Consider the following 24,418-nt stretch of genomic DNA (forward strand, 5'->3'; position numbering starts at 1 on the left):
CCGACACCGCGTCCACCGCACTCGCGCCGCGCGCCGCCGAACCCGGCTCCGCGCCCCTGCGCGGCCCCGTCTTCGCGTCCACCAAGCCCGCACCGGTCGCGGCCGCATCCCGCTCCGCACCGGACGGCGAACCGCCCCCCGCCTCCACGAACCCCGCGTCGCCCCCACCCGCACCCGGAACCGCCCCGACCGCCCGACCGGTCCGGCCGGACCGCCACCCGGGACCGCGCCCACCGACGCACCACCGCCCGACCCCGCCGCCCCCACCGACCCCGCCGCGCCTCCCGGACCCGCCGAGGCGGTCCGCGCCTCCGCGACGACCGCGCCGCGCCCGTCCCGCCGGGCGGCCTCCACCGCCGCCTCCAGCAGCAGCGAACCGACGCCGCGGCGCCGCTCGGCCGGGTGGACCTGGACGTCCAGTTCGCCCGGCTCCCTTCGCCCGCCGCGATCCGGCAGCCGCAGGAACGCCGCGCCCAGCGGAACCCCTCCTCGCCCGACGCCAGCCACACCAGCCGCCGCCCGGCCGCGTCCGGCCCCGGATCGGCCAGGGCCCTGACCCGAACCGCCCCGCGCCTCGACAGCGCCACACGCACCACTCCCTCCACGCCGCGCCCGGCGGAACGCCTCCCCGCCGGGCGCGAACACGATCCCACCGCCCAGGGCCCGCCCGCCCGGGACCCGCCCGCGCCGGTCCGCCGGCCGCCCGGGCACACTGGAGCGGGCAGCCAGGATGTCACGGGGGAGCACGCGAACGATGCACGACGATCACCAGCGGCTGGCCGCGTTCTTCGAGGAGCAGCGCCCCCGCCTGCGGACCGTCGCCTACCGGATGCTGGGCTCGCTCAGCGAGGCCGACGACGCCGTCCAGGAAGGCTGGCTGCGGCTCAGCCGCACCGACACCCGCGACATCGCCAACCTCGCCGGATGGCTCACCACCGTCGTCGGCCGGATCTGCCTGGACCTGCTCCGCGCCCGCCGCGCCCGCCGCGAGGAACCCCTCGCCGCGCACGTCCCCGACCCGATCGTCACCCGCGCCGACCACCCCGCCCCCAGCACGGACCGTACGGGCCGTACGAGACGTATGGGGTGAACGGTGCGGACGCGGGCGGCGGCGCCTGGGACGCCGACCCCGAGCACGCGGCGCTGCTGACCGACTCGGTCGGTCTCGCCCTGCTGGTCGTCCTGGACACGCTGGACCCCGCCGAACGGCTCGCGTTCGTCCTGCACGACATGTTCGCCGTGCCGTTCGCCGACATCGCCTCCGTCCTCGGCCGGTCCCCGGCCGCCGCCCGCCAGCTCGCCAGCCGCGCCCGCCGCCGCGTGCGGGAGGCGGCGCCCGCGCCCGAGGACGACCCCGCCCGCCGCCGGAAGGTCGTCGAGGCGTTCCTCGCCGCGGCGCGCGGCGGCGACTTCGACGCCCTGGTCGCCGTCCTGGACCCCGACGTCGTCCTGCGCGCCGACACCGGCGCGGCCCTCGCCGGAACGGCCGGAACGGCCGGCGCAGGCGGGCCCGTCCGCGGCGCCGCGGCCGTCGCGGGCCGCGCGCTGGCCTTCCGCAGGTTCGCCGCCCACGCCCGGCCCGCGCTGGTCAACGGCGCGCTCGGCCTGGTCACCGTCCGCGACGGGCGGCCCGTGGCCGTCATGGCGTTCGCCATCACCGGCGGACGCGTCCAACGGATCGACATCCTCGCCGACCCGTCCCGGCTCGCCCGCCTCGACCTGCCGCCCCTCACCCCCTGACCACCCGCACTCCTGACCACCCGCGCGGCCCGACGGCCTGCGCGGACCGGCCCCGGCAACGCCTCTCCCCCGGCCGCGAGCGCGAACGCACCACGGAGGCGACACGGGGCGACACGGGGGCGGCGCGGCGGGGGTCAGATCGCGGACCGGCCCCCGTCGGCCGCGACGGTCGCGCCGGTCATGAAACCGGCCCGGTCGCCGGCCACGAAGGCGACCACCTCGGCGACCTCGGCCGGGTCGGCGGCGCGCGCCATCGGCACCGTCTCGCCGAAGCCGCCGACGTCCGGGCCCAGCGTCGCGGTCGCCTTCGAGGAACGCATCGGGCCCGGCGACACCGCGTTGACGCGGACCTTCGCCGCGGCGAGCTCCGCCGCCCACGCGCGCGTCAGGGACTCCAGCGCCGCCTTGGTCGCGCCGTAGACCGCCATGCCGGGCATGCCGATCCCGGCGGCCGTCGAGGAGATGTTGACGACGCTGCCGCCCCCGTTCGCGGCCATCCCCGGCGCCAGGGCCTCGGTGAGCACGAACGGCGCCCGCACGTTGACCGCGAACGCCTCGTCGTAGGCGTCCAGGTCCCGCGCCGCGCCGAGCAGGACCGCCGCGTTGTTGACCAGGACGTCCACCGGCCCGGCCTCGTCGGCGAGCCGCCGCGCGCCCTCGCCGTCGCGCAGGTCGGCGCGCAGGAAGCGGGCGCGGCCGCCGATGTCCTCGACCACCCGGGCGCCGCGTTCCGAGTCGCGTCCGGTGATCAGCACCTCCGCGCCGCGGGCGGCGAGGATCCTTGCCACCGCGTGCCCCAGGCCGCCGATCGCACCGGAGCCGGTCACCAGCGCCCTCTTTCCCGTGAATTCCATGAGCACGTCCTTCCTCCGACCGGCGCATGCCGGGAGAACCCTCGCCGCCCCGGGGACCGGGGGACGACCGATGCCGGACCCCGGCCTCACCGGGTCGCGGCCGCCGCGTTCCGGATCCAGCTGCGGAACTCGATCGCCAGGTGCTCGCAGTGCCCCTCGATCATCGAGTCCGGGGCGGCGGACGGGTAGACGACGCGCACCACCACGTCCGCGCCGGCGGCGGTGTCGCGCGCCTGGTGCAGGCAGTACGCGAACGGCGTCCCGTCGTCCAGGCCGAGCAGGGCGTTCATCAGCGTCACCGGGTAGGACGGGTCGAGGAACGCGGCGACCCGCGCCGGCAGCTCGCGCGCCACCGACACCGTGAACCGCGTGAGGTGACCGCCGATCGTCTCCACCATCCCGCCGGTGTAGTCCGGCGGCTCGACGTAGTGCTCGGGGTGGGCGTTGAGCAGCAGCGTCTTGTCCTGGAACCGGCCGGTGGCCGCCTGCCCCTGAAACCAGGCCGCCAGGTCGGTGCCGCTCAGCCCGCGGACCGTGAACCCGGTGCGCGACTCGCGGTAGGCGCCGCCCGAAGCCTCGACGAGCGCCTTCTGGAAGCGGTCCCCCGCCTCGATCTGCTCGGCCAGGAGATCCATCATCACCCGGCCGCCGGCGACGGACTTCAGGTTCCTCAGGGCCCGCCGCGCGGCCTCCAGCTCCCACCGGTCGACCGCGGACTCGTCGAACGTGCGGCCCATCGTGTGCACATCGACCGTCACCCGGTCAGGCGACCGGACCTCGGCGTTGGCGCTCATCGCATTCCCTCCCATGGTTCGGCGGCGGCGCGGGCGAGGCCGGCGAACCCGACCGGCGCAGAGGCGCGCCGCCCGCCCGCCGCAGGCCCAGCGAGTGTAAGATGCAAGCATGCATCGTACAAGTCCGGACCCCGGCCCCCGGCGCCGCCGGCACGGCGCGGAACTGAAGGCCGCGCTGCTGGACGCCGCGTGGGACGAGCTGATGGAACGCGGGTACGCCGCGCTCACCTTCGCCGCCGTCGCGCAGCGCGCCGGCACCAGCCGGCCGGTCGTCAACCGCCACTGGGCCACCAAGGACACGCTCGTCCGCGACGCGATCGTCCGCGCCAGCGACCGGTTCACGCTCGCCGACCCCGACACCGGGTCCCTGCGCGACGACACCGTCGCGCTGCTCGAACGGCTCAACGAGTCGTTCACGATGTTCGCCGCGGCCATGACCGCGCAGCTGGCCGCCTACTTCGAGGAGACCGGGACCACCCCCGCCGAACTGCGCTCGACCCTGATCGACCAGAGATGGTCGCTGATCGAGTCCGTGACGCGCCGCGCCGTCGAACGAGGAGAGATCGACGGCGCGAGACTCACCCCGCGGATCACGCGCCTGCCCTACGACCTGCTCAGGCACGAGGTGCTCATGAACCTGGAGCCGATGTCCCCGGCGGACATCCAGGAGATCGTCGACACCATCTTCATCCCCCTGGTCACCTGACCCCGCCGCGCATCCGCCGGCGCGGTCATGAGTGCGCCGGACGCCCTCCGCCGCGCTCATGAGCACGGCCGCCGGCCGGGGAGGCGGCGGGCGGCGTCGCGCTCGTCAGGACGGGGTGCCGACGTCGGTGGGAGCCGCGGCCGGGGCCGCGTGCGGCGCGCCCGCCGGGCGGCGGCGCACCAGGACGCAGGCGGCGGCGCCGAGCGCGATCACGGCGATGGGGAGCGCGAGCGTCGGCAGCATCGCGTGGACGAACCCGTGCTCGAACGTCGACGCCGCCACCCGCCGCAGGTGCTCGGCGACGTCCGGCGGCGTTCCCGGCGGCACCCGGACCGGCGCGCCGCCCCGCCCGGCCCCGACGTCCAGGCCGCCCCGGCCGCGTCATCGAACCCGGCCAGGAACCCGCCGCGCACACCCGGCGGAAGCGAGGCGGCCCGCGCGGCGGCCTCCTCCCGGAGCGAGGCGGCCAGACGGTTCTGGAGCACCGCGCCGACCGCGGCGCTGCCTACGATCGTGCCGATCTGCCGGACCGTGTTCAGCACGCCGGACGCGGCCCCGGCCATCCGGGGCTCCACCCCGTACATCGCGACCGTGACCATCGGGCCGAACACGCAGCCGATCCCGAACCCGGCCACGAGCAGCGGCGGCTGGAACTCGTACCACGCACGGCCGACGTCGACCACCGCCGCCAGCCACGCCAGCCCGGCCGCGAACAGCGCCAGGCCGCCCATCAGCACGTACTTGCCGCCGACCCGGTCCGCCAGCCGCCCCGCGACCGGCGACAGCACCGCCGACACCACCATCGCCGGCGCCATCACCAGCCCCGCCTCCAGCGCGCCGAAGCCCAGCACCGACTGGAGGTAGAGCATCACCGGCAGGAACAGCCCGAGCATCCCGACCTGGACGGCCGCCGACACCACGTTCATCACCGCGTAGTCGCGGTCGCGGAAGAGCGCGAACGGCAGCAGCGGCTCACCGCGCTGCCGGGCCCCCTGGTAGACCAGGAACACCGCCAGCAGCACGACCGCCGCGCCCAGCAGCGCCCAGATCCCCGCGCCCCAGCGGTACCGCTGCCCCTCGGTGAGCCCGAACGCCAGGCAGAACAGCGCCGCCGTCACGAGCCCGACGCCCGGCACGTCCAGCCCGCGGCGCACACCCGGCCGCGAGTCGGGCACCAGCGTCACGGCCATCACGAGCACGACCGCGCCGATCGGGACGTTCACGAAGAAGATCCACCGCCACCCCGCGGCGCCGACCAGGAACCCGCCGAGCGTCGGCCCCGCGATCGTCGCCGCGCCCGCGACCGCGCCCCACACCCCGAGCGCCGCGCCCCGGCGCTCGGCCGGGAACGTGCCGATGATGATCGTCATCGTCTGCGGCACCATCGCCGCCGCGCCCAGCCCCTGCACGGCCCGCGCGGCGATCAGCTGCCCCGGATCCTGCGCCAGCCCGCACAGCACCGACGCCGCCGTGAACAGCACCAGCCCCCACACGAACATCGTGCGCGGCCCGCGAAGATCACCCATCCGGCCGGACGCGATCAGCAGCGCCGCCACGACCAGGACGTACACGTTGATCACCCACAGCGCCTCGTCCAGCGACGCGCCCAGACCCTCGATCATGCTGGGAATGGCGACGTTGACGACCGTCATGTCCAGCAACGTCATGAAGAACCCCAGGCTGAGCGTCAACAGCACCGCCCACGGATTCCCGCGCCACCTACTCATCCCCACCCCTCCTCACCTCACCAGCCGGACACCGACCCCGCCCCGCCCCTCACCGTCCCTTGGCCGTCCCCGGCCGCCTCGCTCGATCGGGCCCCTCCCGCCGCCGAAAACTCCGCGCGGCGACTGCGCGACTGCGCGCGACGGCGGACGGCCGGACGACCGATCGGACGGGCGCACCGGCCGGGCCCCGGGACGGGCACGCGCCGGACGCCCGCGCGGCCCGGTCCCGGAAGACCTGCCTCAGCCCTTGCCCGGGGCCTGGAGACTCCACAGCCGCCCGTCCGGATCACGGACGGTCATCTCCTTGGTCCCGTAGTGGGTGTCCTCGAACGGCGCGACCACCTCGACGACCGGGTCGGGGCTGAACCCCTCCGCGTCGGCCACCTTCAGCGCCACCTGCACCCGCGGCTCGCGGTCCGCGGGGACCTCCGACACCACCAGGTACGGGCCCTCGCCGTTGCGGAGCACCCCCGAACCGTCTCCCGCGGTGACCTCCAGCTCGTACCCCAGCGCCTGGAAGAACTTCGCGGACCTCCCCCAGTTGTGCGTCTCCAGGAAGACCGCCTCGATCCCGTCGGTCGCCATGTCACGTCTCCTTTCCAGATGAACCCTGCGGGTGGGCGTCGTCGAGGTAGGCGCGCAACGCGTCGGCGACCAGCGCCGACAGGGACATGCCCGACTCGATGGCGTGATGCTTGACCTGCTTGATCAGCCCCACCGGCAGATACACGTTGAACTGCTTGACCTCCTCATCGCCCATGACGACGATGCTAGCAAACTAGCTGACTAACTTGCTAACCGGCCTGCTGGACGTCCGCACGAGCCCACGACCGTCGACCGCGAGACCCCCGCCGACCGCCCCGACCTGGGCGAACGGCACGACGGCGTCCGCCGCGACCTCCTCCGGAACACCCCGCCGCCCGGAGCCCGGCCGCAACCGCGACCGCTCGCGACGTCAGGCCGGAGCCGTACCGGTGCGCCGCCTACCGGCCAGGCGCACGCCGCGTCCGCCGCGTTTCCGCTTCTCCCGCCTCCAGCGAGTCCACCGCGCCCACCGCGTCCGTCGGATCCCCCGCACCTACCGCGCCCACCGCGCCCGTCGCGCCCGTCGCGGCCACCGCATCCACCAGGCCCGGCGCATCCACCAGGCCCGGCGCATTCACCGGGTCGGGCGCGCAACCCGCGAAGGCCGGGTCGTGCGGGTCCGGGGGACGGGGGCCGTGACGTCCTCGCGGGAGAGGTAGGCGTGCAGCAGGGCGCAGGCGGCCAGCATCGCCGACGCCCGGCGCGTCAGGGCCTGCCCGCGCTGGGCGATGGCCTCGCGGAGCGCGTCGCTGCTGCCCGTACGGCGCAGCCCGTCCAGGATCGGGCGGATCAGCGGCACCGGATGGCGGCTGCGCCGCAGCAGGTCGACCATGCGGGCGTCGCGCACGTCGGCGGGGCCGAAGACCCGGTAGCCCGTGCCCGGCTCCCGGCCGGGCGCCAGCAGCCCGGCGTCCTCCCACACGCGCAGCGCCGACGTCCGAACGCCGAGCAGGCGCGCGACCTCGCCGATCCGCATCCCCGCCCGCGCCGGGAACGCCTCGTCCGGCGCGCGCCCGGACGCCACCGCCTCCAGCGCCTCGCCCGCCGCCCGCAGCGACAGCCGCTCCTCGTGCAGCGCCGCGTGCCCGGCGTCCACCAGCGCGAGCGCCTCCGCGACGTCGCCCCCGTGCACCGCCAGCATGACCTCCTGCGCGCGTCCCGTCCCGAACCCCGCGCCAGCGCCCGGTAGGTCAGCAGCGCGTCCCGGTGCACCGCCGCGAACACCCGGTACCCCGCCGCGGTCCGTCCCGCGGGGGCAGCACCCCGCGTCCAGGTAGTTGCGGACCTGCTGCGTCGAGATCCCCGCCGCCCTCGCCAGGTCGACGGGCCGCAGCGCCCTGCTCTCCCCGCCCATCGCCGCTCCCCCTCCCCCATAACCCTCACGGCGACTTTAAGGTTACCGCCACTCGCATCCGCGCTGGCAGGGACGCTGATCGGCCAACTATCCAGTGGTACTTCAATGAAATACTTGAAGGCAGGAGGCCCGGCGGGAACGAGCCGCCGAGGCGGAGCCTGCCCTCCGGACCCGCGACCCGCGAAGGCGCCCGCCGCACGGCGCCGTAGAGCGCCGCCCGAACCGGCCCCGCCGTACCGCTCACCTTCCACGACCGAAAGGAATCCGCCATCAACGCCGCCCACCAGACCGACACCATCCGCCGCGACGACGACGCCACCGACGCTCCAGGCACAGGCACAGGCACCGGCGGCGGGCAGGGATCGCCCGGCGCCACGGACCTCCGCGACCCCCGGCACGCCGCCGCCGACGGCCACGACGCCATCCAGGTACGGGGCGCGCGCGAGAACAACCTGACCGGCGTCTCCCTCGACCTGCCCAAGCGCCGCCTCACCGTGTTCACCGGCGTGTCCGGGTCCGGCAAGTCCTCGCTGGTCTTCGACACGATCGCCGCCGAGTCCCGCCGCCTGATCAACGAGACCTACACCGCGTTCGTGCAGAACTTCATGCCGAGCCAGGCCCGTCCCGAGGTCGACGCGCTGCGCAACCTCAGCGCCGCGATCATCGTCGACCAGGAGCGGATGGGCGCCAACGCCCGCTCCACCGTCGGCACCGCCACCGACGCCCACACCCTGCTGCGGATTCTGTTCAGCCGGCTCGGCGCTCCGCACGTCGGCCCGCCGTTCTGCTTCAGCTTCAACCGCGCCGAGGGGATGTGCCCCGGATGCGAGGGCCTCGGCAAGGTCACCGACATCGACGTCGCCGCGCTCGTCGACACCGGCAGGTCGCTGAACGAGGGCGCCGTCACCGTCCCCGGCTTCGGCGTCGACACCTACCACTGGCAGCTCATGGCGCACTCGGGCCTGTTCGACCCCGACGCCAGGCTCGCCGACTACACCCCCGAGCAGTGGGACGACCTGCTCCACAAGCCCGCCACCAAGATCAAGATCGGGCGGAGCAACCTCACCTACGAGGGCCTGGTCACCAAGGTCCGCCGGCTCTACCTGGCCAAGGACCGCGAGTCGATGCAGCCCCAGGCGCGCGCGTTCGCCGACCGCGCCTTCACCCGGGCCCGCTGCCCCGAATGCGGCGGCTCCCGGCTCAACCGCGCCGCCCGTACCGCCGAGATCGACGGCCGCACCATCGCCCAGTGCTCGGCGATGCAGATCAGCGACCTGGCCGCGTTCGTCCGGGGCATCGGCGACGCCTCGGTCGGGCCCGTCCTGGACACCCTGCGCGAGACCCTCGACTCCCTCGTGGAGATCGGCCTCGGCTACCTCAGCCTGGACCGCGAGTCCTCCACCCTCTCGGGCGGCGAGGCGCAGCGCGTCCGCATGGTCCGCCACCTCGGCTCCCCGCTCACCGACGTCACCTACGTGTTCGACGAGCCCACCATCGGCCTGCACCCCCACGACATCCAGCGGATGAACGAGCTGCTGCTCAAGCTGCGCGACAAGGGCAACACCGTCCTGGTCGTCGAGCACAAGCCCGAGACCATCGAGATCGCCGACCACGTCGTGGACCTCGGCCCCGGCGCCGGAACCGCCGGCGGACGGCTCTGCTACGCCGGCGACCTGCCCGGCCTGCGCGCCTCCGGCACCCTCACCGGCCGCTACCTCGGCCACCGCGCCGCCCTGCGCGACAAGCCCCGCGAGCCGTCCGGCCACATCCCGATCCGCGGCGCGAACCTGCACAACCTGCGCGACGTCGACGTGGACGTCCCCCTCGGCGTCCTCACCGTCGTCACCGGCGTCGCCGGGTCGGGCAAGAGCTCGCTCATCCACGGCACGCTGCCCGGCCGCGACGGCGTCATCGTCGCCGACCAGTCGGCCATCCGCGGCTCCAAGCGCAGCAACCCCGCCACCTACACCGGCCTGCTCGACCCGATCCGCGCCGCGTTCGCCAAGGCCAACGGCGTCAAACCCGGCCTGTTCAGCGCCAACTCCGTCGGCGCCTGCCCCGCCTGCAAGGGCATCGGCCTGGTCTACACCGACCTCCAGATGATGGCCGAGGTCGCCTCCGTCTGCGACACGTGCGACGGCAAGCGCTTCACCCCCGAGGTGCTGGCCTACCGGCTGCGCGGCCGCGACATCAGCGAGGTGCTCGCCATGCGCGTCGCCGAGGCCCGCGAGTTCTTCACCACCGGCCAGGCCCGCACGATCCTCGACCGCCTCACCGCGGTCGGCCTCGGCTACCTCGGCCTCGGCCAGCCGCTCACCACCCTGTCCGGCGGCGAGCGCCAGCGCCTCAAGCTCGCCATCAACATGGCCCGCAACGGCACCACCTACATCCTGGACGAGCCCACCACCGGCCTGCACCTCGCCGACGTCGACCAGCTCCTCGCCCTGCTCGACCGCCTCGTCGACGACGGCAACACCGTCATCGTCATCGAGCACCACCAGGCCGTCATGGCGCACGCCGACTGGATCATCGACCTCGGCCCCGGCGCCGGCCACGACGGCGGACGCGTCGTCTTCGAGGGCACCCCCGCCGACCTCGTCGCCAACGGCGCCACCCTGACCGCCGAACACCTGCGCGCCTACACCGCCCCCGCCCCCGCCCACCCCTGACCCGCGCCCCGCCGAACACGTCCCCGACACGCCGCGCCGGGCCCGCCCGCCGTGGCCGCCCGCCGTGGCCGCCTCCCGAGCACCGCCGGAAGGCGGCCACGGCCGACCCCAACGGCGGGCCCGGACGGCGGGCCCGGACGGCAGGCCCGGACGGCAGGCCCGGACGGCAGGCCCGGACGGCAGGCCCGGACGGCAGGCCCGGACGGCAGGCCCGGACGGCAGGCCCGGACGGCAGGCCCGGACGGCAGGCCCGGACGGCAGGCCCGGACGGCAGGCCCGGCTCAGACGCCGAACGCGTCGGCGTAGCGGATGACGCCCGACGGGGCGGGCCGCGAGGGGTCCAGGTGCAACGCCATCAGCGCCTCGTCCGGCACCTCGAACGCCGTCGCGATCCCGGACAGGGAGGCCCGCCGGAAACCGAACCTCGGGTAGTACGCGGCGTGCCCGAGGACGACCACGAGGTTCTCGCCCATCGCCCGCGCGGCGTCCAGCGCCGCCCGGATCGCGGCCGACCCGGCGCCCGTCCGCTGCCGGGCGGGCAGGACCGCGCACGGGCCCAGCGCGAGCGCCGGGTCGCCGCCGACCGTGCAGCGGGTCAGCAGCGCGTACCCGGCGGGCGCGCCGCCCGGCGGCTCGGCGAGCATCGACAGCCCGCCGATCCACGCGTCCGGGTCGGCGCGCAGCGCGTCGACCAGGTCGGCCTCCTCCGGCGTGGGGAACGCGGCGAGGTTGATCGCGCGGATCGCGGCGACGTCGGCGAGATCGCCGGGCGTCTCCGGACGCGCCGTCCACACGGGCCGTCCTGCGGTGCCGGTCATCCCGGCCCCCTCTCGTCGTCTCCCGCGCCGCCGTGGCGAGCGCGGCGTCCCGCAGGACATGATCGCGCACGGCGGCGGCCCCCGCGCGCCCGCACCGCTACGCGCTCTCCCGCCCGCGCCGCCGCTTTACCTCTACCGCACTTGAGGTTTTAGGGTCGGTGCGTGAGCACGACTCTGGTGACCGGCGCGACCGGCAACGTGGGCAAGCACATCGTCTCCAGCCTGGCGCGCGCGGGACTGCCCGTGCGGGCGCTGGTCCGCGACCCCCGCCGCGCCGAACTGCCCGCGCGCGCCGAGGCCGTGGCCGGGACCTCGCCTCGCCCGAGACGCTGGAACCCGCGCTGCGCGGCGTGGAGAGCGTCTACCTGATGTGGCCCGGCCTCCCGGCCGACCCCCGCGTCATCGAGCTGATCGCCGCGCACGCCCGCCGCGTGGTGTACCTGTCGGCCGACGTCCCCGACCTCGCCGAGGGCGAGGAGCCCGTGATCTACCACCAGGAGATCGAACGGCTGATCAGGCGCACCGGGCTGCGCTGGACGTTCGTGCGGGCGATCGACTTCGCCACCAACACCCTGGCCTGGGCGGACCAGGTCCGCGCCGGCGTGGTCAGCATGCCCTACGGGCGGCCGCGCGGTCCCTCGTCCACGAGCGCGACATCGCCGACGTGGCCGTGCACGTGCTCACCTCCGCCGGGCACGACGGCGCCCGCTACCTCGTCACCGGCCCCGAGCGGTCACGCACGCCGACCAGGTGAAGATCATCGGCGAGGCCGTCGGCCGCGACGTCCGCTGGACGAGCTCCCCGCCGAGACCGCGCGCGAACGCCTCACGGCCGCGTGGGGCGACCCCGCCTTCGTGGACGCCAGGCTCCGCGCGTGGAAGTCGTTCGTCGACACCCCCGAACGGGTCACCGACACCGTCGAACGCCTCCTCGGCCGCCCCGCCCGCACGTTCCGGACCTGGGCCCGCGACCACGCCGACGACTTCCGCTGAACCGCCGGACCCCGCCCGGACCGTCCCCGCCGCTGCGGGCCTGGGCGGGGGCGGGGCGGCTGTTAGCCTGAGCCGCATGAAGCGCGCCGCGATGACGACGACGCCGGAGAGTGTCCCGGCGCGCTGACAGACGACCTGATCCGAAGCCCCGGGCGAGTGCCCCGGGCTTCGTCTCGCGGTCACTCGCCCCGTCCCGCGACGGACGCGAGGAACGCGAGGAGACCGCCATGCACGACCACCGCAAGCTCGGCCGCGAACTCGGCCTGTTCGGCACCGACCCGCTCATCGGCGCGGGACTGCCGTACTGGCTCCCCGACGGCGCCGCCGTGCGGCACGCGCTGGAGGAGTACGTCCGCACCGCCGAACGGCGCGCGGGCTACCGGCACGTTCACTCCCCCGTGCTCGGCAAACGGGAGCTGTACGAGATATCGGGGCACCTTTCCCACTACGGCGGCGACATGTTCCCCGCGATGGACGTCGGCGGCGAGCAGTTCGTCCTGCGGCCGAGCCTGTGCCCCCACCACGCGGTGATCTACCGTTCCCGCTCCCGCAGCCACCGCGAACTGCCCCTGCGCATGGCCGAGCTCGGAGCCATGTACCGCTCCGAGCCCTCCGGCGTCCTCGGCGGCCTCACCCGCGTCCGCGCCATCCACCTCAACGACGCGCACGTCTTCTGCACCCCGACCAGGCGGCCGGGGAGGCCGGCGCCGCGCTGGAGATGATCCGCCGGGCGTACGAGGCGCTCGGCATCAGCGCCGCCCGCTACCGGCTCTCCCTGCCCGGCCCCGGCGGCAAGTACGTCGCCGACCCGGAGATGTGGCGGCGCGCCACCGCCCTGCTGACCGCCGTCCTCGACGGCTCCGGCCTGCCCTACGAGGCGGCCGAGGGCGAGGCCGCCTTCTACGGCCCCAAGATCGACGTCCAGATCGCCGACGGCGCCGGCCGCGAGTCCACCCTGTCCACCGTCCAGGTCGACTTCCACCAGCCCGAACGGTTCGGCCTGCGCTACGTCGGCGCGGACGGCGGCGCGCACCGGCCCGTCATGATCCACCGTAGCGTGATCGGCAGCGTCGAACGGGCCGTCGCCCACCTCCTCGACACCCACGGCGGCGCGCTCCCCGCCTGGCTCGCCCCCGTCCAGGTGGCCGTCCTGCCCGTCACCGCCGCCGAGCTGCCGAACGCCGAGGACCTCGCCCGGCGCTGCGCCGACCTCGGCCTGCGCGCCGAGGTCACCGGGCCCGAGGACGGCGGCCTGGGCGCGCGCGTCCGCCGGGTCCGACTCGTGCCGTACCAGGCGGTCATCGGCCCCGCCGAAGCCGGCGGCGACCACGTCGCCCTCCGCCTCCGCGACGGGCGCCGCATCCCCTCGCGGCCCGCCCGCGACGTCCTGGCCCGCATCGCCGCCCTGACCGGCTCCCACAGCACCGACCTGTGGAGCACCACCGCCCCCTGCTAGCCCGCCGGAACGGGCCGGACCGCCCACCGAGGGCGATCCGGCCCGCCGCGGGCATGGAGACCCGCGGCGCGGCGTCAGCCGCCGCGGACCATCAGCCATTCGGCGTCCTGGACGTAGTAGCGGAACCTCGCGCGCAGCGCCGCGACGACGGCGTACATGTGCGCGGCGCCGTACACGACGGCCACCGAGACCGGCTCGCCGCGGCGCTCCCGGTGGACGTCCGCCAGCGTCGCGACGAGCCGTTCGTCGCGGTCGTCGACGACCGTCCGGCGGATCGCGCCGGCCACCCGGCCCTGCACCCAGCGGTCGTCGTGCTCGCCGGCCTCGTCCAGGCTCGGCAGGCCGCGCGGGTCCCGGTAGCGGCCGAGCAGGCGCAGGCCGACGGCCGCCGCCGAGTCCACCGCGCCGTCCAGCAGCCGTTCCGCGCTCGACCGCGCGGGCCCGGGGCGCCCGCTCTCGAAGACGACCGGCACGCCCAGCGACTCCAGGTCCAGGGCGGCCGACTGGTCGACCAGGCCGTCCCAGCGGAGCCTCGCCATCCGCTCCTGGACGGGGGCGCTGCCGGACGGCGCGCCCTCCGCCACGATCAGCGCGCACCGCGCGACGCGCTCGGCGACCTCGTCGTAGAAGCCGCGCTCCCCACGTGGACCATGGGAAACAGCACGAACCGCAACGGCGAGGTCCGGCATCCCAGGGTCAGGACGGCCGACCGCACGCCGACCACACTCGACTCGATGAACTGCATGAAGCGCCCCCTGCCGTGATCCGCCCCCACTCATGAGACCCCCCACGAGCCGTCCGGGTTGCGGCACGGGACCCTGAATCAGCCGGTTTCGCCGCCGTTCGGGCCTTGGGGAGCCCTTCGCCTTCGGGCGGGCGCGCAGGTGCGCGCGCTCCCCCTGCTTGCCGAACAGGCTGAGGAACTCCACCGGCTCGGCGTCGGCGGCCCCGAACCAGTGCGGCACGCGGGTGTCGAACTCGGCGGCCTCCCCCGGCGCGAGCACCAGGTCGTGCTCGCCGAGAACGACCCGCAGCCGCCCGTTGAGGACGTACAGCCACTCGTAGCCCTCGTGCGTCTGCGGATCGGGCTCAGCGGACCGGCTCCCGGGCTCGATCACCAGCTTGTACGCCTGGATGCCGCCCGCCCGGCGGGTCAGCGGCAGCATCGTCATGCCGTGGCGGGTCACCGGGCGCAGGTGGATGCGCGGGTCGCCCGTGGGCGGGGCGTCCACCAGCTCGTCCAGCGTGACGCCGTGCGCCCTGGCCAGCGGGAGCAGCAGTTCGAGGGTCGGCCGCCGGCCGCCGGACTCCAGCCGCGACAGCGTGCTCACCGAGATGCCGGTCGCCGCCGACAGCTCGGTCAGCGTGGTCTCGCGCCGCTGCCGCAGCGCGCGCAGCCGCGGCCCGACCGCGTCGAGCGCCTCGTCGAGATCGTCGTCCATCCCCCGAGTTTGTCATAACGGCAAAGAGGTTTGCAGATTCGGACGCGCTGGCGCAAGGTGTCCCGGGAGGTGGTCACGATGACCGATGTACTGAACGACCGCTATGACGTGGTGGTGGTCGGCGGCGGCGCCGCCGGACTGAGCGGCGCGCTGATGCTCGCACGGGCGCGCCGGTCGGTGGTGGTGCTCGACGCGGGCACCCCCCGCAACGCCCCGGCCGACGGCGTGCACGGGCTGCTCGGCCACGACGGCGTCCCGCCCCTGGAACTGCTGGAACGCGGCCGTACCGAGGTCCGCCGCTACGGCGGCCACGTGGTGACCGGCGAGGTCCGCGCCGCGGCCCGCGAGAGCGGCGGGTTCGCGGTGGCGCTGGCCGACGGCCGCGGCGTCCGCGCGCGCCGGCTGCTGGTCGCGACCGGCCTGGTGGACGAGCTGCCGGACGTGCCCGGCCTGCGGTCCCGATGGGGCCGCGACGTGGTGCACTGCCCGTACTGCCACGGCTGGGAGGTCCGCGACCAGGCCGTCGGCGTGCTCGCCAGCGGCCCGATGTCGGTGCACCAGGCGCTGCTGTTCCGGCAGTGGAGCGCCGACGTCACGTTCTTCACCCACACCATGGCGCCCCCGACCGCGGAGGAGGCCGAGCAGCTCGCCGCCCGCGGCATCGGCGTGGTGGACGGCCAGGTCGCGTCCCTGGAGATCGACGGCGACCGCCTGGTGGGACTGCGCCTGAGCGACGGCACGGTGGTCGCCCGCCAGGTCGTCACGGTCGCGCCGCGGATGGCGGCGCGCGCCGGCTTCCTCACCGACCTCGGCCTCACCCCGGCCCCTCACCCCTCGGGCGCCGGCGAGTACTTCCCCGCCGACGCGACCGGCCGTTCCGGCGCGGCCGGCGTGTGGCTCGCGGGCAACGTCGCCGACCTGGCCGCCCAGGTCGGCTCCGCCGCCGCGGCCGCCGCCGGCGCCGCGGCCCAGATCAACGCCGACCTCATCGCCGAGGAGACCCGCCTGGCGGTCGAGGCCCGCCGCGAACCGTTCTCGGCCGCGTCCGAGGCCCGCGCGAGCGAGCAGGCGATCGGCGCCCGCCGTCACGGCCTGTCACCTGTGGAAGGGAGCCGCTGACCCGACCACGCACCGGCGGAGCGCGGCCGGGCACGGGCGGCCGCGTCGCCCGCGCCCGGCCGCGCCGCCGTGCTTCGGCCGTCGCCCGCCTGCCCGTCGCCCGCCTGCCCGCCGCCCGCCCGCCGCCCGCCCGTCCGGCCGCATGTCCGGGCGGCCACGCTGAACTCGCCGCGAGGCCACGCCCCGTGCCCCTCGCCTGAACGCCCCGCGCGCCGCGCGCCGGGCCGCACCGCGCGGGGATGCGGCCTCCACCCGCGGAAGAGGGTGACTTTATGCCCCCTTCGCGGAGAGGTGATCGAGGCGGGACGGCCTTTGTGTTTCTCCTCGCCGCCGTCACCCTCGGTTAGGGACGACCGGTCACACTCCGTAGTTGTCGGTGATCTCGCGTGGCCGGCGGGGTGTCGATTTCGGCCGTACCGGCGAGAAGGGCGACACGGGTATGCGGCGGACGAACAGCAGCGGTGACCGGTCGGTGGCGATCGTCGGGGTCGGGTGCCGGCTGCCGGGCGGCGTCAACGACCTCGACGCGCTGTGGTCGGCGCTGGCGGCCGGTCGCGACCTGGTGGGACGGGTCCCGCGGGACCGCTTCGAGGTGGAACGCTTCGTCGACGAGGCCGCGCCCCGGCCGGGCAAGAGCTACACCGCCGCCGGCGCGTTCCTGGACGACCTGACGGCCTTCGACGCCGCCTACTTCGGGATCTCCCCCAAGGAGGCCGTCGAGATCGACCCCCAGCAACGGCTGCTGCTGGAGACCACCGCCGAGGCGCTGGACGACGCGGGCCTCGACCCGGCGCGCCTGGCCGGGACCGACACCGCAGTGTTCATCGGCGTCTCCGACACCTCCTACGGCCTGGCGAACGTCTACGCGCCGGGCGGGATGAACGCCTACACCATCGCCGGCGGGGCGCTGTCGATCGCGGCGAACCGGGTCTCGCACGCCTTCGACCTGCGCGGACCGAGCATGGCGATCGACACCGCGTGCTCCTCCTCCCTGACCGCCCTCGAACGCGCCTGCCGGGAACTCACCGCCGACCCCGCCGACCCCGCCGACACCGCCGATCCCGAGCGCGACCACGACCAGGGGCGCAGCGGCAACGGCGCGCGCGGCGGGCGGGTCGCGCTGGCCGGCGGGGTGAACCTGCTGCTGGGCCCCATGTCGTACGTCGGCTTCTCGCAGGCGTCGATGCTGTCGCGCGCGGGACGGTGCGCCTCGTTCTCCGCCGAGGCCGACGGGTTCGTACGAGGCGAGGGCGGCGCGGTCGTCGTGCTCAAACGGCTGTCCGACGCGCTCGCCGACGGCGACCGCGTGCACGGGGTGATCGCCGGGTGGGGCGGCAACTGCGACGGCCGCACCACCGGGCTCGCACGGCCCAACCCGCACGCCCAGGAAGCACTGCTGCGGCGGGTGTACGGGCAGGCCGGGATCGCCCCCGACGAACTCGCCTACCTGGAGGCCCACGGCACCGGCACCCGCGCCGGGGACGCCGCCGAATGCCTGGCGATCGGCCGCGCCCTCGGCGCGCGCCGTACCGGCGGGCCCTGCCGATCGGATCGGTGAAGACCAACCTCGGGCACCTGGAACCCGCGTCGGGCATGGCGGGCCTGCTCAAGGCGCTGCTGGTCGTACGGCACCGGCGGATCCCGGCGTCCCTGCACGCCGGCTCCCCCAACCCCGACATCGACTTCGACGGCTGGGCCTGGAGATCGTCACCCGCCGCGGCCCCTGGACGGCGGCGAGCCCCCGTACGTGGGCGTCAGCTCCGCAGGATTCGGAGGCGCCAACGCCCACGTCATCGTGACCTCCGCACCGCCCCAGCCGCGACCGGCCGCGCCGCCGCGCCCGCGCCCGGAGGCGACGATCGCGGAACGCGCCGTACGGGCCGCGCCGGACGCGGAGGCCGGGACGCCGCCGGCCCTGCCGGTGATCGTGTCGGCCGGATCGCCCGAGGCGCTGAACGACGCGGTCCAGCGGATGGCGGACCGGCTGGCCGACACCCCGCCGCGGGACTTCTACGATCTGGCGTACACGAGCTGCGTCCGGCGAGGCAAGCACCCGTACCGCGCAGCGGTGACGGCCCGCGACCCCGCCGAGGCCGCCGAACGGCTGCTGGCGGCCTCCGGCGACGGACCCCGCGCGCGTGCGGCCGACCGGGGCCGGGTCGGGCTCGTGTACTGCGGCAACGGGTCGCAGTGGGCGGGGATGGGCGCCGACCTGCTCACCGCCGACGCCGGGTTCGCGGAGACCGTCGAACGGGCCGACGCCGCGCTGCTCCCCCACCTCGGCTGGTCGGTGGCCGAGCGGCTGGCCGCCCCGCCCGGCGCATGGCGGCTGGAGGCCACCGAGGTCGCCCAACCGCTGCTGTTCGCGGTGCAGGTGGGCCTGACCGCGATGCTGCGCGCCCGCGGCATCGTACCGGCCGGCGCGGTCGGGCACAGCGTCGGCGAGACCGCCGCCGCATGGGCGGCCGGCGCGCTGACGCTGGAGGACGCGGCCCTGGTGGTCGCCGCGCGCAGCCGGGCCCAGGCCCCCACCGCCGGGAACGGACGCATGGCCGCCGTCGGCCTCGCCCCCGACGACGCCGCACAGGCGCTGGCCGCGCACGACGGCCTGCACCTGGCCGCGGTCAACAGCGACCACGACGTCACGGTCACCGGCCCCGAGGAACGGCTGCGGGCCCTCGGCCGCGAGCTGGCCGCCGCGAACGTCTTCTTCCGGATGCTCGACCTGGACCACGCCTTCCACAGCCCCGCCATGGACCCCGTACGGGCCCCGCTGACCAGTGCGTTGACCGCGCTGCGCCCTCGGCGCCCGAGACGCCCCTCGCCTCCACCGTCACCGGCGAGCTGGTGACCGGCCCCGATCTCGACGCCGGGTACTGGTGGCGCAACGTCCGCGAGCCGGTCCTGTTCGCCCCGGCCGTCCAGCGGCTGCTGGCCGAGGACGTGGACGTTCTGGTGGAGGTCGGCCCCCACCCGGTCCTGCACGCCTACCTGACGCGGATCGGCCGTACGGACGCGTCCGGCGCCCCGCCGACCCCGCGCCCGCGACGGCGACCCTGCGCCGCGACGCCGCCGGGCCCGACGCCATGGAACGGGCGGTGACCGACCTGCTCGCGTCCGGCGCGGAGCCCGCCTGGGACGCCTTCTTCCCGTGCCCGGGCCGGGTGGTGTCGCTGCCCGCCTACCCGTGGCAGCGCGAACGGCACTGGCGGCTCAACCCCCAGGTGTGGATGCGCACCAGCGGAGACGGCCGCCTGGACCACCCCCTCCTGGGCGAACGGCTCCCCGCCGCCGCCCCGTGCTGGCAGGGCCCGGTCGAACCCGTCCTCGCGCCCTGGCTGCCCGACCACCGGGTGGGAGGCGCGATCGTCTGGCCCGGGACCGGCTACGTGGAGATGGCCCTGGCGGCCGGACGGCGCGCGCTCGGCGGACCCGCCGAGGTCGTCCGCCTGGACCTGACCCGGATGCTCGTCGTGGACTGGGCGAACGCGACCGACGTGCGCCTCCAGACCTCCGTGGCCCAGCGGGACGGCGCGATCGACATCACCAGCACCCGCACGGGCGCCGACACCGGCGACGCGCCGAGCCCTCCCCGGCAGCACGCACGCGGACGCGTCCGCACACTGCAAGGCCGGGCGCCCGACCCGATCGACATCCCCGCCGTCCGGGAACGCTGCGGACGGCGCGTGGACCGCGAACAGCACTACCAGGCGTGCGAACAGGCCGGACTGAGCTACGGCCCCGCCTTCCAGGTCCTTGAGGAACTGTGGGCCGGCGCCGGCGAAGTCCTGGCCGCGTACCGCCACACCCACCCGACCGCGGGATCGGCGGCGGGCCTGGAGGTGCACCCCGCGCTGCTGGACGGCGCGCTCCAGGCCGGAGCGCCGCTGCTCGCCGCCCACGCCGCCGCGGGCCCGACGTTCCTGCCGGCGAAGTTCGGCGCCGTCCGCGTCTGGCGCGCACCGTCCGCGCAGGGATGGGTGCACGTGCGCGACCGGACCCTGATGGCCGACGAGAAGTGCTGGGACATCACCGTCACCGACCCCGACGGCACGGTGACCGCCGAACTGCGCGGCGTCCGCCTGCGCCGTCTGCCGGGACGCGACCCGTCCACCGTCCAGACCTACCGCACCGTGATGCGCGCCGCCCCGCACGAGCACCGGCCCGCCGCCCCGAGCCCGCTGCCGTCCCCGAACGGCTCGCCGCGGGCGCGGCCGACCAGATCGACCGGCTGCGGAGCGCCTGGCACGGCTTCGACTACGAGCGGGCCCGCCAGGAGAGCACCGCGATGCTCGCCCACGTCACCCGCGACCTGATCGCCGGACTGCTGGACGACGCGACCGCCCCGTTCACCCTCGCCGACCTGACCGACGGGCGGACGGCCCCGTGGCTGGGAAGGTGGGCGGCTCTGGCCCTGCCGCTCATGCGCGACCACGACCTCGCGGCCCAGCTCGAAGCACCGGCCGGGGCGCCGCCCGGGAAGCCGCCCGTGGCACGGAACGAACGGTGGCGGCTGCTCCCGACGACGCGCGGATGGCCGACCTGTGGCGGGAGTCCGTGGAGGGCCAACCCGCGTGGATCTCCCACATCGCGCCGGGCGCGCACCTGATGCGGAACCTGCCCGCCATCCTGGACGGGGAACGCGACCCGTTGCAGATGCTCCTGGACGGCGGGGCGGCCGAACAGCTACGGCGGTTCTACGACCTCCACCCGGTGTGCCGCTTCCACAACCGCGTCGCCCGCGCGCTGCTGGAGCAGATCGTGGCCGCCTGGCCCGCCGACCGGCCGCTGCGGATCCTGGAGGTCGGCGCGGGCACCGGCGGCCTGACCGCCGCGCTGCTGCCGGTCCTGCCGCCCGAACGCGCCCGCTACACCTTCACCGACGTCTCGGCGTTCTTCCTCGACGGCGCCCAGCAGCGCTTCACCGGCTACGACTTCCTCGACTACCGCACGTTCGACCTGGACGCCGACCCGGCGCCGCAGGGCTTCACGCCCGGCGGCTACGACCTGCTGGTCGCCGGCAACGCCCTGCACACCGGCACGGAGATCCGGGCCGCGCTGCGGCGCGCCGCAGCGCTGCTGGCTCCGGGCGGCCACCTGCTCGCCTTCGAGTACCACGCACCGACCATGCTGCTCCCGCTGTTCGGCACGCTGGACAGCTTCTGGGCCGCCGCCGGCGACCCCGACCGGGACGCCGCCGTGATGATCGACCGGGAGCGGTGGCCCGCGCTGCTGCGGGACTGCGGCTTCCCCGACCTCGTCCAGACCGGCGACGACCGGGGGCCCGCCGCCGCCGACGCGTCCGTGCTGCTGGCCCGCACCGCCGCGGACGCCGCCCCCGCGGCCGAGCCGTCCCCCGAAGCCGTCCCCTCGGCGCGCGGCCGGCACGTGGTCGTCGCCGAGACCACCGGCGAACTCCCGCTCGCCCGCGCCACCGCGGCGCTCCTCGACCGGCACGGCGCCGCGGCCGTGCGGGCGGCGCACGCCGCGCAGGCCGGCACCGACCCCGCACTGTGGGAAGCGCTGCTGCGCGGAGACGACGACGGCGACCACGGCGACCACGGCGACCACGGCGGCCCGGTCACGGTCACGCTGCTCCTCGGCGACCCTGACACACCACCGGCCGCGTCCGGCGACGGCCCCGGCGCACAGGCGGTCGAGCAGACCGTACGGCGCGCCGCGATCCTGCGCGCCATCGCGCTGGCCTACCGCCGCATCCCTGAACGGACCGGCCGCTCGCTGGTGCTGGTCACCCGCCCCAGCGGAGCCCTGCCCGCACCCGAACGGCCCGTGGCCCCCACCGACGCGGCCGTCTGGGGACTCGTACGGACCCTGGCCAACGAGCACACGACCGTGGACACGCGCAGGATCAGCCTCGAACGCACCACCCCCGCGGCGGACGCGGCCGTCGCGGCGGACGCCCATCGGCTGGTGCTGGAACTGCTCGCCCCGGCGGCGAGGACGGCGCCGAGGAGGACGAGGTCGCCCTGACGGCGAACGGGCGTTTCGTGCCCCGGGAAGTCCCGTACGGCCCGAGGACCGTCCCCGCCGCCGAAGGCGACTCGTTCCGCATCGAGGTCCGCGGCGGCGGGCTGTCCTACCGGCTCGCCTGGACCGAGGCCGACCCGCCGGGCCCGCCCGGACCGGGCGCGGTCACGGTCGCGGTACGCGCCGCCGCGCTGAACTACCGCGACATCATGCAGGCCACCGGGCTGCTGCCCGCCGAGGCCATCGAGGGCGGCCTCACCCAGGACGGCGTGGGCTTCGAGTTCGCCGGGACCGTCACCGCCGTCGGAGAAGGCGTCGCGGGCCTGGCGGCCGGAGACCGGGTCGCGGGGTTCGCGTCCGGTGCGCTGGCGTCCTCGCTCACCACCCACGCGGGCGCGGTCTTCCCCGTCCCGGACGGCACGAGCCTCGCCGGAGCCGCCACCATGCCGGTCGCGTTCGCCACCGTGCACCACGCCCTGGAGACGGTCGCGCGGCTCCGGGAAGGCGAGACCGTGCTGGTGCACGGGGGCGCGGGCGCGGTCGGGCTGGCCGTCGTCCAGCACGCGCGCCTGCGCGGCGCCCGCGTCATCGCCACGGCCGGCTCCGACATCAAGCGCGACCTGCTGCGCTGCCTGGGCGTCCGGCACGTGTTCAACTCGCGCACCCTGGACTTCGCCGCCGACGTCACGCGGGCCACCGGCGGGCGCGGGGTGGACGTGGTGGTCAACTCGCTCGCCGGGGAGGGCCTGACCCGCAGCACCGAACTGCTGGCGCCCGGCGGCCGGTTCATCGAGCTCGGCAAGCGCGACCTGGTGGAGGACGGCTCGCTGCCCCTGCACCCGCTCAGCGGCAACGCCCTGTTCGCCGTGGTGGACCTCAGCACCCTGCTGCACCGGCCCGCCGAGGCCGAGGCCCTGTTCGAGGACGTCGCCGAACACGTCCGCGCCGGGCGCTACCGGCCCCTGCCGCACACCGTCTTCCCCGCCGCGCGCGTGGCCGAGGCGTTCGAGTGCCTCCAGCACTCGCGGCACATCGGCAAGGTCATCGTGGAGCTCGACCCGTCCGACGACCCGATTCCGGTCGAACGGCGCCCCGCTCCCCCGCGCCTCGACCCCGACGGCGCCTACCTGGTCACCGGCGGGCTGAGCGGCTTCGGCGCCGCCACCGCCCGGCACCTGGCCGACCGGGGCGCCCGCCGCCTGGCGCTGGTCTCCCGGCGCGGCGGCGACGCGCCCGGCGCGTCCGCGCTGGTGTCCGCGCTCGCCGAACGGGGCGTCGAGGCGACCGTCCACGCCGCCGACTGCGGCGACGCCGCCGCGATAGCGCGCATCGTGGAGCAGATCGACCGCGCCCATACCGACGGCTCCGGCGGCTCCGGCGGCGACGGCTCCGGGCACCGGCTGCGGGGCGTCGTCCACGCGGCCATGCACCTGGACGACGAGGCGCTGACCGACCTGCCCGACGAACGGCTCGCCGCCGTGCTGGTGCCCAAGATGGCCGGAACCCTCGTCCTGGACGCCCTCACGCGCGACCGGGACCTGGAGCTGTTCTGCGTCTACTCCTCCATGGCCGCCTGCGTCGGGAACGTCCGCCAGTCCGCCTACGTCGCCGGAAACCTGTTCATGGAGGCGCTCGTGCGCCGGCGGCGCGGTGACGGCGCCGCCGGACTGGCCGTGGCCTGGGGCGCCATCAGCGACACCGGCTACGTCGACCGCAACGACCTCGGCGCGTTCCTCGGCTCCCTCGGCCTGGAGGGCATCACCTCCGTCCAGGCGCTGGCCACCCTCGACGAGCTGGCGGCCGCGGGCGCCGACGTCGCCTCGGCGGGCCACATGAGCTGGGGAACGGCGGGCAAGTTCTTCCGCGTCGTTCGGGCGCCGCGCTGCGGACGGCTCGTTCCCGCCGGGCACGACGGCGGCCGGGCCACCGAGCGGCTCCGGTCCGAACTCGCCGCGCTGCCCAGCGGCCAGGCCCTGGCGGCCATCGCCGACGAACTGGCCGGGCGCATCGGCGCCGTCCTGCACATCGACCCCGACCGCCTCGACCGCAACCGCCGCCTGGACGAGTACGGCCTGGACTCCCTGATGGCCGCCGAACTGATCACCTCCCTCGGCGACCTGTTCGACCTGGACATCTCACCGATGGAGCTGCTCAACAGGGGCGGCACCATCGCC

Annotated in this window: 20 protein-coding genes and 5 pseudogenes; 15 read left to right on the plus strand and 10 right to left on the minus strand. The window is 75.7% G+C overall.

All coding sequences use genetic code 11. The features are described 5' to 3' along the window. On the minus strand, window positions 1–747 hold a 747-nt coding region (locus tag GEV43_RS55620; RefSeq protein ID WP_309240260.1), incomplete at its 3' end, for a GNAT family N-acetyltransferase. Window positions 748–754: 7 nt separating this feature from the next. Between GEV43_RS55620 and GEV43_RS56745 the strand changes: the two genes are divergently transcribed. Both GEV43_RS56745 and GEV43_RS41320 read left to right on the plus strand, forming a co-directional pair. After that, entirely contained in the window at window positions 755–1,090 is a 336-nt protein-coding gene (locus GEV43_RS56745; RefSeq protein WP_375539143.1) for a sigma factor, read from the plus strand. Beyond that, complete coding sequence (locus GEV43_RS41320; RefSeq protein ID WP_375539144.1) at window positions 1,087–1,740, plus strand: sigma factor-like helix-turn-helix DNA-binding protein; 654 nt, start codon at window positions 1,087–1,089, stop codon at window positions 1,738–1,740. Before GEV43_RS56745 ends, GEV43_RS41320 begins: the two co-directional genes overlap by 4 nt. Before the next feature lie 134 nt (window positions 1,741–1,874). On the opposite strand, the gene GEV43_RS41325 is transcribed toward GEV43_RS41320, so the two are convergent. Continuing rightward, a complete protein-coding gene (locus tag GEV43_RS41325) occupies window positions 1,875–2,594 on the minus strand; it encodes an SDR family NAD(P)-dependent oxidoreductase (RefSeq protein WP_160826157.1) in 720 nt (239 codons plus the stop codon). Window positions 2,595–2,680: 86 nt separating this feature from the next. Beyond that, window positions 2,681–3,388 (minus strand): hypothetical protein, encoded by a 708-nt coding sequence (locus GEV43_RS41330; RefSeq protein ID WP_160826158.1) that lies wholly within the window; start codon window positions 3,386–3,388, stop codon window positions 2,681–2,683. A 109-nt stretch (window positions 3,389–3,497) separates the two neighbouring features. Between GEV43_RS41330 and GEV43_RS41335 the strand changes: the two genes are divergently transcribed. Further along, entirely contained in the window at window positions 3,498–4,094 is a 597-nt protein-coding gene (locus GEV43_RS41335; protein ID WP_160826159.1) for a TetR/AcrR family transcriptional regulator, read from the plus strand. A 105-nt stretch (window positions 4,095–4,199) separates the two neighbouring features. Here the strand turns inward: GEV43_RS41335 and GEV43_RS48740 are convergent, their stop codons facing one another. The 5 genes from GEV43_RS48740 to GEV43_RS41355 all read right to left on the minus strand — a co-directional run bounded on the left by GEV43_RS48740 (window position 4,200) and on the right by GEV43_RS41355 (window position 7,760). Continuing rightward, window positions 4,200–4,337 (minus strand): hypothetical protein, encoded by a 138-nt coding sequence (locus GEV43_RS48740; RefSeq protein WP_206681644.1) that lies wholly within the window; start codon window positions 4,335–4,337, stop codon window positions 4,200–4,202. Beyond that, window positions 4,304–5,821 (minus strand): DHA2 family efflux MFS transporter permease subunit, encoded by a 1,518-nt coding sequence (locus tag GEV43_RS41340; protein WP_206681645.1) that lies wholly within the window; start codon window positions 5,819–5,821, stop codon window positions 4,304–4,306. The genes GEV43_RS48740 and GEV43_RS41340 overlap by 34 nt, the downstream gene beginning before the upstream one ends. 240 nt (window positions 5,822–6,061) lie before the next feature. Next, the gene (locus GEV43_RS41345; RefSeq protein ID WP_160826160.1) at window positions 6,062–6,406 is read right to left on the minus strand and encodes a VOC family protein; all 345 of its coding nucleotides are present in this window, start codon (window positions 6,404–6,406) and stop codon (window positions 6,062–6,064) included. 1 nt (window position 6,407) lies between these two features. Further along, window positions 6,408–6,581, minus strand: a complete 174-nt coding sequence (locus tag GEV43_RS41350) for a CopG family transcriptional regulator (RefSeq protein WP_160826161.1) — start codon at window positions 6,579–6,581, stop codon at window positions 6,408–6,410. A gap of 399 nt (window positions 6,582–6,980) precedes the next feature. Then, complete coding sequence (locus tag GEV43_RS41355; RefSeq protein WP_241684455.1) at window positions 6,981–7,760, minus strand: MerR family transcriptional regulator; 780 nt, start codon at window positions 7,758–7,760, stop codon at window positions 6,981–6,983. A 422-nt stretch (window positions 7,761–8,182) separates the two neighbouring features. On the opposite strand from GEV43_RS41355, the gene GEV43_RS41360 reads away from it, so the two are divergent. Further along, window positions 8,183–10,429 (plus strand): excinuclease ABC subunit UvrA, encoded by a 2,247-nt coding sequence (locus GEV43_RS41360; protein ID WP_160826962.1) that lies wholly within the window; start codon window positions 8,183–8,185, stop codon window positions 10,427–10,429. Window positions 10,430–10,710: 281 nt separating this feature from the next. On the opposite strand, the gene GEV43_RS41365 is transcribed toward GEV43_RS41360, so the two are convergent. Next, window positions 10,711–11,247 (minus strand): GNAT family N-acetyltransferase, encoded by a 537-nt coding sequence (locus GEV43_RS41365; RefSeq protein WP_160826162.1) that lies wholly within the window; start codon window positions 11,245–11,247, stop codon window positions 10,711–10,713. A gap of 162 nt (window positions 11,248–11,409) precedes the next feature. Between GEV43_RS41365 and GEV43_RS52565 the strand changes: the two genes are divergently transcribed. The 4 genes and pseudogenes from GEV43_RS52565 to GEV43_RS56755 all read left to right on the plus strand — a co-directional run bounded on the left by GEV43_RS52565 (window position 11,410) and on the right by GEV43_RS56755 (window position 13,695). After that, window positions 11,410–11,616, plus strand: coding sequence for an NAD(P)H-binding protein (locus GEV43_RS52565; protein ID WP_309240261.1), 207 nt, complete (start codon window positions 11,410–11,412; stop codon window positions 11,614–11,616). Beyond that, entirely contained in the window at window positions 11,598–12,239 is a 642-nt protein-coding gene (locus tag GEV43_RS41370) for a nucleoside-diphosphate sugar epimerase (protein ID WP_241684456.1), read from the plus strand. The genes GEV43_RS52565 and GEV43_RS41370 overlap by 19 nt, the downstream gene beginning before the upstream one ends. Window positions 12,240–12,709: 470 nt before the next feature. Beyond that, window positions 12,710–13,281 (plus strand): annotated as a pseudogene (locus tag GEV43_RS56750) (aminoacyl--tRNA ligase-related protein); the annotation flags it as partial. Next, window positions 13,282–13,695: a His/Gly/Thr/Pro-type tRNA ligase C-terminal domain-containing protein gene (locus GEV43_RS56755; RefSeq protein ID WP_241684548.1), complete on the plus strand. Its 414-nt coding sequence runs from the start codon at window positions 13,282–13,284 to the stop codon at window positions 13,693–13,695. An 851-nt stretch (window positions 13,696–14,546) separates the two neighbouring features. On the opposite strand, the pseudogene GEV43_RS41380 reads toward GEV43_RS56755, so the two are convergent. Then, window positions 14,547–15,137 (minus strand): annotated as a pseudogene (locus GEV43_RS41380) (helix-turn-helix domain-containing protein); the annotation flags it as partial. Between the two features lie 78 nt (window positions 15,138–15,215). Here GEV43_RS41380 and GEV43_RS41385 point away from each other — a divergent pair. The 7 genes and pseudogenes from GEV43_RS41385 to GEV43_RS56760 form a co-directional block, all read left to right on the plus strand. Next, window positions 15,216–16,256 (plus strand): NAD(P)/FAD-dependent oxidoreductase, encoded by a 1,041-nt coding sequence (locus GEV43_RS41385; protein ID WP_160826163.1) that lies wholly within the window; start codon window positions 15,216–15,218, stop codon window positions 16,254–16,256. Between the two features lie 439 nt (window positions 16,257–16,695). After that, window positions 16,696–17,852, plus strand: a pseudogene (locus tag GEV43_RS48745) (polyketide synthase); the annotation flags it as partial. 151 nt (window positions 17,853–18,003) lie between these two features. Beyond that, a pseudogene (locus GEV43_RS48750) lies at window positions 18,004–19,358 on the plus strand (acyltransferase domain-containing protein). Next, the gene (locus GEV43_RS48755) at window positions 19,355–20,572 is read left to right on the plus strand and encodes a polyketide synthase dehydratase domain-containing protein (RefSeq protein ID WP_206681647.1); all 1,218 of its coding nucleotides are present in this window, start codon (window positions 19,355–19,357) and stop codon (window positions 20,570–20,572) included. The pseudogene GEV43_RS48750 and the gene GEV43_RS48755 overlap by 4 nt, the downstream one beginning before the upstream one ends. Continuing rightward, window positions 20,545–20,865: a hypothetical protein gene (locus tag GEV43_RS48760; protein WP_206681648.1), complete on the plus strand. Its 321-nt coding sequence runs from the start codon at window positions 20,545–20,547 to the stop codon at window positions 20,863–20,865. Before GEV43_RS48755 ends, GEV43_RS48760 begins: the two co-directional genes overlap by 28 nt. After that, entirely contained in the window at window positions 20,763–22,247 is a 1,485-nt protein-coding gene (locus tag GEV43_RS48765) for a methyltransferase (protein ID WP_206681649.1), read from the plus strand. Before GEV43_RS48760 ends, GEV43_RS48765 begins: the two co-directional genes overlap by 103 nt. A gap of 206 nt (window positions 22,248–22,453) precedes the next feature. Then, a pseudogene (locus GEV43_RS56760) lies at window positions 22,454–24,376 on the plus strand (SDR family NAD(P)-dependent oxidoreductase); the annotation flags it as partial. Between the last annotated feature and the right edge of the window lie 42 nt (window positions 24,377–24,418).

Origin of the sequence: Actinomadura sp. J1-007 (assembly GCF_009793335.1) — a bacterium.
GTDB classification, from domain to species: domain Bacteria; phylum Actinomycetota; class Actinomycetes; order Streptosporangiales; family Streptosporangiaceae; genus Spirillospora; species Spirillospora yumaensis.

Coding starts and splice junctions, on each gene's coding strand:
- GEV43_RS56745 (WP_375539143.1), top strand. CDS start 755: ATGCACGACGATCACCAGCGGCTGGCCGCGTTCTTCGAGGAGCAGCGC.
- GEV43_RS41385 (WP_160826163.1), top strand. CDS start 15,216: ATGACCGATGTACTGAACGACCGCTATGACGTGGTGGTGGTCGGCGGC.
- GEV43_RS41365 (WP_160826162.1), bottom strand. CDS start 11,247: ATGACCGGCACCGCAGGACGGCCCGTGTGGACGGCGCGTCCGGAGACG.
- GEV43_RS48740 (WP_206681644.1), bottom strand. CDS start 4,337: ATGCTGCCGACGCTCGCGCTCCCCATCGCCGTGATCGCGCTCGGCGCC.
- GEV43_RS41340 (WP_206681645.1), bottom strand. CDS start 5,821: ATGAGTAGGTGGCGCGGGAATCCGTGGGCGGTGCTGTTGACGCTCAGC.
- GEV43_RS41350 (WP_160826161.1), bottom strand. CDS start 6,581: ATGGGCGATGAGGAGGTCAAGCAGTTCAACGTGTATCTGCCGGTGGGG.
- GEV43_RS41335 (WP_160826159.1), top strand. CDS start 3,498: ATGCATCGTACAAGTCCGGACCCCGGCCCCCGGCGCCGCCGGCACGGC.
- GEV43_RS56755 (WP_241684548.1), top strand. CDS start 13,282: ATGATCCACCGTAGCGTGATCGGCAGCGTCGAACGGGCCGTCGCCCAC.
- GEV43_RS48760 (WP_206681648.1), top strand. CDS start 20,545: ATGCTCGCCCACGTCACCCGCGACCTGATCGCCGGACTGCTGGACGAC.
- GEV43_RS41345 (WP_160826160.1), bottom strand. CDS start 6,406: ATGGCGACCGACGGGATCGAGGCGGTCTTCCTGGAGACGCACAACTGG.
- GEV43_RS41330 (WP_160826158.1), bottom strand. CDS start 3,388: ATGAGCGCCAACGCCGAGGTCCGGTCGCCTGACCGGGTGACGGTCGAT.
- GEV43_RS41325 (WP_160826157.1), bottom strand. CDS start 2,594: ATGGAATTCACGGGAAAGAGGGCGCTGGTGACCGGCTCCGGTGCGATC.
- GEV43_RS41355 (WP_241684455.1), bottom strand. CDS start 7,760: ATGGGCGGGGAGAGCAGGGCGCTGCGGCCCGTCGACCTGGCGAGGGCG.